The sequence below is a fragment of the Bradyrhizobium sp. CCBAU 53340 genome (assembly GCF_015291645.1).
GTDB lineage: Bacteria > Pseudomonadota > Alphaproteobacteria > Rhizobiales > Xanthobacteraceae > Bradyrhizobium.
In genome coordinates this window covers 5,011,353-5,024,002 of record NZ_CP030055.1, presented here as the reverse complement: position 1 = coordinate 5,024,002, position 12,650 = coordinate 5,011,353, and the positions used below count along the sequence as shown (strand labels likewise).

The following is a 12,650-nucleotide window of genomic DNA, read 5'->3' as shown; positions in this document are numbered from 1 at the left end:
GCTTGTAATAAGAAAGTCGAGCGGCGAAGTGTCTGCTGAGTGCGCCACATCCGAGAGGCCGGCCGGACGGGAAGTGGCCTGCTCCAATGGAGCTAAGTCGATGAAAGCACCAAGCCGAATTCCGCTGACGATCGGTTGGGATCACGCGGTGCAGGTCATGTCCTGTGAGATTCGCTCGATCAAGGATCCAGGCAAGGTTCTTGAGATCCTCGAAGCTGGTTGCGGCCAGAAGTGGGATCTCGACATCGGCGATGACGGCTATGTGCTGACCGGCATCGACCTCGACCCCGAAGCCCTTCGCATCCGGCGCGACGAAACGAAGGACCTCCACGAAGCGATCCTCGGGGATCTGCGCACAGCTGATTTCGGTGAGCGGACCTTCGACGTGATCTTCAACTGCTTTGTCCTGGAGCACGTGTCGGGGGCGCAGCAGGTTCTGGAGAAATTCAACAGATGGGTGAAACCGGGCGGGCTGATCATCATCGTGATCCCCGATCCTTACTCTGCATTCGGCTTCACCTCCAGGATGACGCCGCACTGGTTTCACGTGCTCTTTTATCGTCTGATCCGCGGATCGAAGAACGCCGGCAAGCCAGGCTACGCCCCCTACCGCGTCACCTACGATAAGGTGGTGTCGCGCGAAGGCATTCGGGCCTTCTGCGGACAGAACGGACTGGTCCTGGCCGCCGAATATGGGTATTCTGGCACGCTGACTAACAAGAGCCTTAGACAAAACTTGGTGGTAGCCTACAAGAAGACGCTTCACGTCCTGTCTCTCGGCCGCCTGAGCTCCGATTACGACGACATCATCTTGATGATCCGCAAACCGGCTCTCCCCGCGAGGGCGGAGCCGCAGGTCAGCGCCGGCCCTTCCGCCTGATCTGCGGCCTCTAGCGACGCGTCGTGTCTATCAAGTGTCGGTCTCTTGGGCTATTTCCGCCTTTCGGACGGCACGTCACAATCAGGCGGAATATCGCCAGCCTCACGACGAGGCGCTTCAACCCGTCCTGCTGCACCGGTCGCGATCTCGTTAAACACGAAGGCAATCTGCTCATCGCTCAGTGTCGCTACGCAAGCGTTTCGAGCGCGTGCCGTGCAGCGTACGCTCGAGCATCTTGACGACCGCCGTCAACTCGGCGATCTGCACGCCGGCCATTGGTTTGAGAGCCTGCGGCGAATTGAATCAAGGCGCTGGCACGGCGTCCTCCCACTGCTTGTAGCCGTGCACGATCACCTCGGTGTCCGGAACGAAACACGTGGCCATGCTCCTGCAACTCCTGCCGAAGCTGCTGATAGTTGTAAATGTCCCCGTTGAAGACCACCCACACCGTCTGGGCTTGATGATTGGCCATACTGAAGCGACGAAACCGAAGAGAGTAATCCTTCGGGGCTGTTGCGTTCGACCCGCAGCGAGTGTGAGCTAGAGGTCGGCAAGCTATGGGCGAAAGTTGGTGACGGCATGAAGGGGTAAGGTGGCGTATTTGGGGGTGTTCGAAGCCTCACACTTCTCCACCGAAGGAGTGCTACGTCATGACCGACGCTAACGTTTTCCAACTCACCCAGCCAGAAACTTTTGCCGATCCGCTGACCGAGATTTTGCGCAACGGTCGTTCCTCTGGCGGAAGGGGAGAGGAAGTGGTGTACCGTCCCGATGACCGGGCTGTCGCGCATTCGCAGCTGACCGCCTTCAGACAATGGTGCGAGGCTCGGACGGGGCAGAACCTGCCCGATCATGCTGCGATGGACCGTTTCTCGGTGAAGGAGTTCCGCAGCTTTTGGCGCCTCTTCCTGGAGTGGTGCGAGCTACCTCGGGAGGGTGCGGTCGAGCCGGTCTGTGTCGGCGATGCCTGCAAGACCGCCCGCTTTTTCCCGAATCTCCGTCTTAACTACACCGAGTGTCTCCTCGCCGGTAGTCCAGACCAACCCGTCCTGACGGCCTGCCATGGGGGCGGCAGCCAGAAGAGGTTCACGCGCGGCGCACTGCGCGTCGCGGTAGCCGGGCTGGCATCATCGTTACAGCGGTTGGGTGTGCGTCGTGGCGACCATGTCGCGGCTATCGCACGCAACAATGCGGAAGTGGTCATTGCCGCGCTCGCCACCGCTGCCGTTGGCGCGACCTTCGCCAGCTGCGCGCCGGACATGGGCGTGCCAGCCATCCTCGCGCGCTTCGCCTCCTTAGATCCCGTGGTGCTATTCGGGTGTCTCGGGGCGAAGCCGTGGGATTCGGGGGCCCCCGTCGCCGAGCGTGTCGCCGGTGCGGCGGCCGGTCTACCGAGCCTCGCCGCGATCGTTGCGCTGGACAACGGCTCTCTTCCCGTCGGCGAGAGGACGGTGCCCCTGCACAGGCTCGCCGATCTGCTCTGCGATGCCGTTGGCGACGAGGAGGGACCGGGCTGGCTGCGTTATCCATTTAATCAGCCCCTGTTCACGATGTTCTCCTCTGGTACTACGGGGCCGCCGAAATGCATCCAGCATGGCGCTGGTGGCACCCTGCTGGAGCATGTGAAGGAGCACCGGTTGCACTGCGATCTCGCCCCGGGTGACAAGCTGTTCTTCCAGACCTCCTGCGGCTGGATGATGTGGAATTGGCAGCTCTCCGCGCTCGCCTCCGGCGTGGAGCTCGTTCTCTACGATGGGCCGCTCGAAGGGCCGGACACCTTCTGGCGGATCGTCGCCGAGGAAGGTGCGACCGTGTTCGGCACCAATCCTGGCTATCTGCACTTTTGCGAGCAGAGGCGCTTTTCTCCGAGGCGGGCGTTCGACCTTTCCGCTCTGCGGGCTGTGCTCTCTACGGGCTCGATCTTATATCCACGTCAGTACGACTGGGTTCGGGATGAAGTGAATGGAGCGGTGTCACTGCAGTCGATCTCCGGCGGCACCGACATTATCGGCTGCTTTGTGCTGGGCAATCCGAACCTGCCCATCCATCGCGGAGAGATACAATGCCGCAGCCTTGGCCTTGATGTCCGCTCGCTGCCGCCGCCCGACGATCCGGAGGCGGGCATCGGCGAGCTGGTCTGCGCCAATCCTTTTCCCTCCCGCCCGCTCGGCTTTCACGGTGACGCCGACGGCACGCGTTTCCATGCCGCCTACTTCGCCCAGAACCCCGGCTTCTGGACGCATGGCGATCTTATCGAGGCTACTCCCCAAGGCGGCTGGCGGCTGCATGGTCGTTCCGACGGCGTTCTTAACGTGCGCGGCATCCGCATCGGTACCGCGGAGATTTACCGAATCCTGGACAGCATCGAGGAGATCCGCGAGGCAATGGCGGTCGAGCAGCAGGCCGAGGAGGAGGCGGGCGGCTCGCGCATGATTCTGCTGGTCGTGCTGCGCGAAGGCCTGGTGCTCGACGACATGCTGGCGAAGCACATCCGCTCGGAGCTTGTGCGCTGCGGCTCTCCCGCCTTCGCGCCGGCGCGCATCGCACAGGTCGCGGCGCTTCCCCTCACATTTAGCGGCAAGCGGTCCGAGGCGGCGGCGCGGGATGCGGTGAATGGCCGCCCTGTGCGGAACCGTGATGCCTTGCAGAACCCGGAATGCCTCAAAACGATTGCCAACCATCCAGTTCTCCGGGCGCCTCCGGCCATCAGGGCGTCGCACGGGCCGGCGCCAGCCGGTGGGGTGATCCCGAATGGTGACCGGCTGCGGCGGGAGCTGCAGGCGATCTGCGAGCACGTGCTGGGCGTCTCGCCCATCGGCTGGTCCGAGAATCTTCTTGGCCTAGGCGCGGACTCGCTGGCACTGCTGAACCTGCTGCTCGAGATCGAGGGCTATGCTGGCCGTCCCATGCCCCTTTCGACCTTTCTGTCGGCGCAGTCGGTCGAAGCCTTGGCAACGGTACTTTCCATCGGCGCGGAGGCAATGGCGGCGCAGCAGGCTGGTTGGGGGCAGGACGAGGAGCCGGTCTGCCGCTTCCTCGATGAGCCCTTTCCGCGAGTCGAGCGCGCGACAATTGCGACACTAAGTATTGTTCGGAGTGATAATATGCCAATACCGATGATCTCGCTTTTTAGATCTAAGCTAGCTTTGCTCAACTATGAATTGAGGCGGTTGTATTTTGTTGTTGTTTGGAAAATGGATATAAAAAAGGGCACCCGCATCTCGCTTAGCGCAAAACTTGATAAGGTGAATCCTTCTGGTATGCATATCGGTCAAAATACCGCGGTTGCTTTCCGATCTGCAATACTTGCTCATGATTTCGTAAACGGAAGATTTAGGGACGTTTTTATTGGCGACAACTGCTTGATCGGAGCGGGTTCAGTAATAATGCCAGGAGTTCAAATCGGAGATAATTGCATTGTGTCACCAAACAGCGTCGTTTTGCAGAATGTGCCAGCGGGATCCATCGTAATGGGCAATCCAGCCAAAATCGTTCTGAAGAATATTATAACGGGCCCATGGGGAACCCGGGGCCCAATCCAGGAAAGCTCCCGCGAGAAGTCTCCAGCGATTGCTGGCGCAGAATGAATGGATCTTACCCTGGGCGTCCACAACACACACGCTCGACAGTTCCAATGACACGTCGATTCCGGCATAATTCTCCACGGCTGTCCTCCGTCTCCAGATGCTTAGGGCCGACTCAAGTCGTGCCCCCGTTTCATCATTTATCGGGGGACAGCCACCATCATGACCCCTTGCTCCGGAGCCGGGCCCATTACCGCATCTAGTGTCGGTTGAGGTGCTCGGTCACCATGCCGAGCTGGGCGAGGAGGGCCGCCTGACAAATCCTCGGGCTCAGCGGACCAGATTTGCGCATGTTCAGGTCTTCTCTCCGGCGATCGGCATCTCTCATGCCTTGCGCGCCACAGGTAGGAATGCTCGCCCCCTGTCGCGAGCTTCACACAGGAGTCGCCTGACCAGCACCCACGGAGACGGTCGCGCTGTCTTGATGTGACGATAGTCAATCGCACCTAAATTCGATGAAATCAACTCAACAGCCTCCCCGGGCACCACGTCAAATGGCGTGTTCGCGTGGACAAGCACGGTTCGCCTTCCGGCGACAACATCGCTCTTTCGAATTAATCGGAACGCGTCAGCTTTTTCGAGATCCACCCGATGCGGGCCAATTATCATCATTGATGACACACCCTCTGGCACGCGCAACTCAAGGCGGCAGGAGTATGGTTGTATCCACAGCCTGCAATTCTCCTGCCGAGAAAGGTAGTTCGACCGCAGTATTGTTTCGATGCTGCACCACTGCACGTCCCCTAAGGAGTTCACCGTCGCGGCACAATCGGACAACAGATCAAGACCTCCAGCCGCACATTCGTGATGCCCACCGAATATGATCGGTGCGCCGAGCGTCGCGGAGATGACAGCATCACCTTCGCAGGCCGCAGACAGCTCAATTCGCCCCAATACAGGGAATCCGTCGCTCATCATTTCGGCCATTCGTAACCCGAAAGTCGGCCGATTGACCATTTCGGGGTTCCAATCACGTAGAGCTGTCATTGCGAGTGCGGCGCCTTCGAATCCCAACCCCAGCAAAAACGGGGCTATTTTGTCGGATAAGGCGTCGTGAGGTGGCACCATCACCCGGTCCACCCGCAGCGCGGTGGTTTTTTCCAGCCATTCGATTCTCGACAGACTTTGGCTCAAAATTGCCAAAGAGCGCTCGCGTGGGCGAGACCAGCCCAGTTCGGCTCGCGTATGATTGTTGCCATGAATAAGAAGCGAGACACACTGTGGGTTGTGCCTTATCAAATTCACAGTGTTTGAGTGCGTACCCGAAACGTCAAATGGTATCGTCGCCAGCGCTACATGAAAGTGGTGCTTTTGCGCTTGCTCGATAAGTTCGCGATAATTCAAAAACCCGTATGTGGGCAAGCGCAAATTCGGATCATCGAGAGTAAAGCACGCACGCAGTGGCGCGTGTCTCCAACCAATTTCTTCAGTCTCCTTAACTAAGAACTGCAACAAGGGTAAGAGCTGCATAAAGTTGCTACCATTCAGATAATCCAATGGCTGTTCCCCTGGTCGTAAATCTGGCAGAGGAATAGAAACCATCTGGCCAACGCATCCGTGTTTTCTTGTTTCAACCCACACTGGGCGGCGATCAAAATATGCAAGGACTTCGCCACCAGGATCTTGCAGCACAGGAGCGTTGGACAATGCGGCGTGTCGCAATGTCCGGTTCCGTAGGAGGGGCTTGAGCTGCCTGGACGCAGTGAACACGACGTTGCTGCCATTGCCGCTGGCGCCTCGCTCAACCCGATGGGGCATCGCGTGAAAGTGACGGACCTGACGTTTCCATAATTCCACCGCGACTCTCTCGTCCCCGGAAAGGCTGAGCACAACTTCCCCAGGCCGGCGCTCGAGGAGATTCCGGCAGTCCTTGAACCGTACAGGGATAAGACTCTCCAGGAGATCCTTTATCCCCGGGTCAAGCCAGCTGATCGATGGATGCACGTAGGCGTCGACTACTACCTTTTCGGCGGTGACCGTCTCGTCCTCGCTCATTTTCGAGCAAACTCCTGAAGGGTGACACGCGCTTACCATCTTGTTGGCGAGCCCAAGCCGACGGGTTGTCAGGAAAGAGAAGCCGGTATGAGAGCTTGAACTGAATATCGAGCCCGAGCTATCTCCAATAGGTCGAGCGCAACAGCCCGGAGGGATTACTCCCAACATCGAGGCCTTCCGAGCGAGGCCCGGAAGAGTCTGGCTCTGGCCTTCGCGCAGGTAGGCGTTTCGGTCGTCGCCGTCAGCGATTTGAGCGGATTCTCAGATTGCGCCTTGGCCAGCGCCGCTACCAGCGCGCCTGCGGCAGGTCAGGACGAATTAAGCCGACTGTTGCAGGTTAGCGACTGCAGTACAGCTGCATTCGGGAAAACTCGTCGCTGCGGCAATGTGGGGCGCCGAACTCATTCTATCTAATTGATTTGCCCCAGACGTAACCGCCTGCGAGAATGGCCGCCTCAAACTCCTAGGGCCGAGGCGCGGAAGATGCGATCTAGGTCTGCAGAATGGTCGATGGGCACGGCGCTTGGCGCCAATCTGTTTTTGGCGGCCATCATACTTGCGACCAGCGGCTCCGGCGTTCATGGCACTTCAGTGGCGCTCGCAGCCACCGCGCGCGTGGCTTTTCTTTGGTTCTGGGCCGCATATGCCGGAGGAGCGTTACAGACCCTGTTTGGTGCAGTGTTTCTACCGCTAAAGCAACTCGGTCGGGAACTTGGCCTCGCATTCGCGGCCGCGCTCCTAGTTCATCTCGCCCTAGTTGGCTGGCTTTGCTGGATCGGCTCCGCGCCGCCTATCGGCGTGTTCATCTTTTTCGGACCTGTTGCTGCCCTGACCTTCATTCTCGCGCTCTTATCCTTTGGAAACCTACATACGATGCTTGGTCCGAAGCCGTGGCGGCTGTTACGGACGATCGGCATCAATGTCATACTCTACGCATTTCTCAAGGATTTCATGCAAGATCCCTTGCATGGTGGGATCCGACATATCGTTGAATATCTCCCCTTCACCGCAATGGCTATCGCGGCTCCTTTGGTGAGGCTCGCTGCATGGGGCTTGCGTCTGCGAGAAACACGATGTGCATTTTCTGCGAGCTCAACGAACGGGTCACATCAATAGCTCGTCTCGGCGCTCGATCCTCAAGGAGGACGCGGCCAGCGTTCGCGCGTCCAGCGTAAGCGCGTCCTAAGCTACGCTACTTGGGTGGGTCGCTAGTCACAATGTCCGTGCCGTCTGCAGCGGTTCGATTCCCGATCGCGACCACCACTCCTCTTCGGTTCCGGCGCGATGCAGCTCGCGGTGATGGGCGCGGCAGAGCGGGGCGATGAACTTGTCACTGAACTTTGTCCGAGCCCGCGGGCTTGGCAAAGCGCAAATGATGCGGATCGCAGGGCTGCCTGCCGCACATCAGGCATGGCTGTTCGATGATGAAGCGGAGATGTTGGCGATCGCGCCGCTCTCGACACAGCGCCAGGACTTCCTTTCGGCGGTCAGCAAAAGGTGCTGATAGAGCGGGGTCACGGCGGGGCGAAACCGCGGTGCTGTCGATCATCACCGGCGGCGACCCCGCGCCTCGAGCTCCGTCTTGGCGACGCTCATGCTCGAGCGCGGCGGCGCGGGTTTGCCGGTACAGGCTGGCCAATCAGGTGTTGGAGAAGCGAGATGAACTCGCATCGCCTCGTTACAATAGCATCATGTGGATCGAATTGACCTTGCCCCTTTTGGCTTACTCCGGTTTGAACCGCGACCTCGAGATTGTGCTCCTGTTAGGCTCGTACGAAAGCTCGCCGTGTTCCCACTGATGGAGGTAGGCGCAATGGGGCTCTCAGCGAACACATCTGCGGCAGGTGATCCGCCCGGCGCAGTCCTCATCATCGTCGAGAACCTGCCGGTGCCGCCTGATCGCCGGGTCTGGTCGGAGGCCACAGCGCTGCACCAGGCTGGTTACACCGTTTCGGTCATTTGTCCGAAAGGGAGAGGATACGACAAGGCGTACGAGCAGCTAGACGGTGTGCACATCTTCCGCCATCCACGCGGTGTCGAAGGCTCGGGCGCAGTGACTTATCTTCTCGAATATGCCGTCGCCCTTTTTTGGCAATTCGTTCTCTCGTTGAAGGTGGCGCAGAGGCATGGGTTCGATATTATTCATGCATGCAATCCGCCGGACTTGATCTTTTTGATCGCGATTTTTTACAAGTTCTTCTTGGGCAAGAAATTTTTGTTTGATCAGCATGATCCCGCGCCCGAACTTTATGAGGTCAAGTTCGGCCGCCAGGATTTCCTTTATCGTCTCCTGCTCCTGTTCGAACGCTGGACGTTTCGCTTGGCCGACGGGGTCCTCGCGACAAATCCTACCCTGAAGCAGCAGGCCGTGGAGCGAGGCGGGATGCCGCCAGACAGGGTCTGGATCGTCAGAAGCGTCCCCGATGTTGGGCGCTTCAGCCAGGTCATGCCCGAACTGTCGGTCAGGCGGACCTTTCGATATCTCGTCGGCTATGTGGGAATGATTGCCGGGCAGGACGGAGTAGATCTCCTGGTCAAAGCGATGGAACACATCGTCAAGCGCATGCATCGAACGGATATCGCCTGCCTGATCATCGGCGATGGGCCGGAAGCAGGTCGGGTCAGGGCGCTCACAGGTGAACTGGGGATTGCCGACAATGTCGAATTTGCCGGTTACATTACCGGCGATGCGCTTCCCGCCATGCTGGCGGCTTGCGATATCGGTGTCGTTCCGGATCCTCCTAATGCCTGCAACGTAATAATGTCGATGATCAAGGTCTTTGAATACATGGCCCTCGGGCTGCCGTTCGTCCTGTTCGACTTGGCACAGGCGAGGGGTGATGCAGGCGAGGCTGGCGTGGTGGTGGCGGAGTCGACGCCGCGGGCGCTCGGCGAAGGAATCGTGTCGCTGCTTGAGGATGAGGCCGGGCGCGAGCGAATGCGGAACTCCGGCAGGAAACGTGCCTACGGCGAATTTCAATGGGAGGTCGGAAAGCGTTCCCTTTTGGCCGCCTATGCGCGGTTGGTGCCGAGGCGCGCACCTGCATATGCAGGGACACCAGCCAATACGAATGCTCCCTGAGAGCGGAGGCAATTACCTCCAGGCGCTGGATCGGGTGAACTGCTCGATCGCGAGGTCGCCGACGTCAATGCATCTGGGGCGGTACCTCTTTTGGTCTACGCCTTTTCAATTCTTGTCCGCGTGTTTGAATGCGATCGTAAATCGTCGGCCTGAGGGCGGCTACGCTGCGATAGACGCTGCGCCTGATCTTATTGGTGAGGAGCGCGAACAAGTGGACCCGATGCTGATGGAAGGGTCTGCCGCCGTGTACCGCGCGCCTTGGTAGGCTACCCGGTTCGCCTCCCTTCCGAATGCTGGGCGCAGGCATCGGCAACGCGTTCAACGTCCAGGTCGTACTTGAGTTCAGCCTTATCGCAATAAGCCTTGCGCGTCAGCTGGAGCGCAATCTGTTTGGCGTCAAGATGACTCCGCCATGCCGCTCAGAGGACTCGGCAACGCCACTTGCTCCAAACAGATCGAGAAGTAACGCCCACATCGCATGTTTATCGGCGCAGCGTTGCCACGTGCACTTCATGCGCAACGCGCTGGCGCTTGCGGGCAAAGGCTGACGGCGCGTCGTCTCCGCTTCTATCGCCACCATTCGCCCAAGAAACATGCGGCAGGCGCCAGTGTCCAAGACGGAGGTACTTTCCTACGCGACGTTCCCGCCGTGGCACCGGACAGCTGTACCTTTCCCAATCGCGACACAAGCTGACTCGAAAAATCGAGTGCGTGTCTTGAACCAACCGGTTCGATACGGGGCGCAATACAGGCGCTTATGAGGCAAGTGCTGGGCGCTACCTACTTGAGTATAAATCACACTTTGAAAGTTTTTTCGCCATTTTTGGTCATTAGGCAGCCAACCCAGCAGTCGGGGGGCACCTTCAAAAATCCCACTGCTTTGGAGTCCGCTCGCAGTCCGAGGCTGCGATGCGTTGGAATCTGCTTGCGGCCTGAGGTTGCGAGCACGTGGTATGTCGCGCGCCTTCGCGATGCGCGGCAGTGGAATTCCATTGTCAATGTCAAAGCCTCAGCAAACAGAACGAAAGGGTACGCATGTCGTTCAACTTGTCATCCACTCCGTTTTCGTCGGGGTCGCTTTGGAACCAGCAGGTCAACACCGGAGCGACATATACGTCGATCAACTGGCCCACGTCGACCGGGTGGAACTACGCCGCGACGGACCTATTTCCGGTCTACGTCGCCTCGTCGTCGGACCCGGTCGTGCAGGTGTCTGTTCCCGAGACCTATGGATGGCCCGCCGGGACCGTCAGCGTCCATATTCCGGTAGGGGCGACCGGCGGCGGCGGCGCGGGATATGGGTCAGACCCGAATCCTGACAACCCGATCATCGTCGTCGACGGCGACATCGCCTATAATTTCTGGCGATTCAGCTGGACGAGCAACACGACCGCGACCGCCCAGGCGTATGGCGAGGCGAACGTGGTCACGGGCACCGGTTGGGGCGCCCTCCAGACACCCACTGCGCAAAATAATTGGTCATCCGTGCTGGGTGCAGGCGTATCTGCCGACGGCTCGAGCGAGCTCGGCGGGCTCCTGGTCAAGGCGCAGACGGACACGGGCACGATCAATCATGCCCTGCAGCTCGCCGTCGACAACTCGCTCTTGGCACCAGGCTACGTAGCCCCCGCCATTGGCAGCGACGGCTACACTGCCGGTGCTCCCTTGCAGGAAGGCCAGCTTCTGGCCATTGCGCCCGGAACGCCGATGCCGTCCGGCCTTTCGCCGCTGGGCCAGGAGGTGTTCCGTGCCCTCCAGCAATACGGCGCCTACATCACCGAGCGGGGAGGCGACCAGACCGCCCTTCGCATCCAGCAGAACGCCTATGATGCGACGACGATCAGCGCCCTCGATGCGGACGTGAACAAATTCCTTCCATTGCTCAAGGCGGTGAGCGGGGGCACGCCGACAACATCGGGCAGCACCTCCTCGCCCACCACCCCAACGGTCACGCCGGCGGTGACGCAGACCTCGGCTTCTCCGGGAACGGGCACCGAGCACGTCGGGGACACGATCGCGTTGACGCTCGGCTTCAACGAAGCCGTGACGGTGACGGGCACGCCCACGTTGTCGCTCAATGACGGCGGAACGGCCACTTATGCCGGCGGTTCCGGCACGAACACGCTCACCTTCAAGACCACGGTCGCCTCGACCGACACCGGCACCTCGGCGCTCGCCATCACCGGGGTCAATCTCCCGAGCGGAGCGGCGATCAAGGACGCCTCCGGTGTCGCTGCCAATCTTGCCGGCGCCGTAAAGACGTTCTCCGGTCTGCAGATCGACCCGACGTCAACGACAACGCCGACGACGCCGACCACGCCGCCGCCGCCCGCCGTGGCGACGCCTGTCCTCACCGTCGCGGACGCCTCGCTCTGGGTGGCCGGGAGAGGTGGTACCGTCGATCTCGGGACGAAGGTGACGACGACCGATTCGAACGATGCCGTGACCGTGAACATCACGGGGTTGCCGAAATATGAAACGATCACCGACAAACTCGACGGTCAGACGTTCAGCGGCAAAAACATCACGTTGACGGCCGCGCAGGTCGACAGCGGACTGACGCTGACGTCGACCTACAGGGGCGGTGGTTATCCGGTTGCGACGCTGACGATGACGGCAAGCGCGAAGGATCCCTCAACTGGTGCGGTCGCGACGGCCTCGCCACAGACCATCACCGTGACCGATCCCCGACCTGAGACGACTACGACAACGTCGTCGCACGACCACCACACTGCGACGGATCATCAGGCTGTTGCCACCACGACGGCCGCGTCGCAGACGATCGAGCCGACGGATCATCAGCCGACGGCCGCTGCAATCGCGGGGTTGGCCAGCCGGGGCTTTGCGATGCTCCAGCAGCATTTCGACCCGGCGGCCAGCAGCCTGGCAACGGCCTCTGCCGATCCGATCATTGCGGCGGATCGTCCGTCTGCGACGGGTGCCGCAATGGCCTCGCTCGCAAGCCAGAGCTTTGCGCTGCTGAACCAGTATCTGGCCGCTCACACCGGCCAGGTGGATCCCGGTCAGATCGTGGCGGCTGTGTCGCAGGCGACCGCTTGGGGGCACGACACGTTGCTGGCTAGACCGCAACACTAAGGCCTTGCCGCAC

8 protein-coding genes are annotated in these 12,650 nt (G+C 60.1%); 6 read left to right on the top strand and 2 right to left on the bottom strand.

Annotated elements, in window-relative coordinates; translation table 11 throughout:
* Window positions 1-100: 100 nt before the first annotated feature.
* Window positions 101-880: a bifunctional 2-polyprenyl-6-hydroxyphenol methylase/3-demethylubiquinol 3-O-methyltransferase UbiG gene (locus XH89_RS24025; protein WP_194462882.1), complete on the top strand. Its 780-nt coding sequence runs from the start codon at window positions 101-103 to the stop codon at window positions 878-880.
* A gap of 187 nt (window positions 881-1,067) precedes the next feature.
* Here XH89_RS24025 and XH89_RS41135 read toward each other — a convergent pair whose 3' ends face one another.
* Window positions 1,068-1,352 (bottom strand): hypothetical protein, encoded by a 285-nt coding sequence (locus XH89_RS41135; protein WP_210345224.1) that lies wholly within the window; start codon window positions 1,350-1,352, stop codon window positions 1,068-1,070.
* Window positions 1,353-1,530: 178 nt separating this feature from the next.
* On the opposite strand from XH89_RS41135, the gene XH89_RS24015 reads away from it, so the two are divergent.
* Window positions 1,531-4,467 carry an acetoacetate--CoA ligase gene (locus XH89_RS24015; protein WP_194462881.1) on the top strand — a complete coding sequence of 979 codons (2,937 nt, stop codon included), beginning with the start codon at window positions 1,531-1,533 and terminating at the stop codon, window positions 4,465-4,467.
* Window positions 4,468-4,788: 321 nt separating this feature from the next.
* Here the strand turns inward: XH89_RS24015 and XH89_RS24010 are convergent, their stop codons facing one another.
* Window positions 4,789-6,459 (bottom strand): hypothetical protein, encoded by a 1,671-nt coding sequence (locus XH89_RS24010; protein ID WP_194462880.1) that lies wholly within the window; start codon window positions 6,457-6,459, stop codon window positions 4,789-4,791.
* Window positions 6,460-6,969: 510 nt separating this feature from the next.
* Between XH89_RS24010 and XH89_RS24005 the strand changes: the two genes are divergently transcribed.
* From XH89_RS24005 to XH89_RS23990, 4 genes are all read left to right on the top strand, one after another.
* Complete coding sequence (locus tag XH89_RS24005) at window positions 6,970-7,575, top strand: hypothetical protein (RefSeq protein ID WP_194462879.1); 606 nt, start codon at window positions 6,970-6,972, stop codon at window positions 7,573-7,575.
* A gap of 205 nt (window positions 7,576-7,780) precedes the next feature.
* Window positions 7,781-7,963, top strand: coding sequence for a hypothetical protein (locus XH89_RS24000; RefSeq protein WP_194462878.1), 183 nt, complete (start codon window positions 7,781-7,783; stop codon window positions 7,961-7,963).
* 309 nt (window positions 7,964-8,272) lie between these two features.
* On the top strand, window positions 8,273-9,541 hold the full coding sequence (locus XH89_RS23995; RefSeq protein WP_194462877.1) for a glycosyltransferase family 4 protein: 1,269 nt from the start codon (window positions 8,273-8,275) through the stop codon (window positions 9,539-9,541).
* A gap of 1,035 nt (window positions 9,542-10,576) precedes the next feature.
* On the top strand, window positions 10,577-12,637 hold the full coding sequence (locus XH89_RS23990) for a hypothetical protein (RefSeq protein WP_194462876.1): 2,061 nt from the start codon (window positions 10,577-10,579) through the stop codon (window positions 12,635-12,637).
* Window positions 12,638-12,650: the final 13 nt, after the last annotated feature.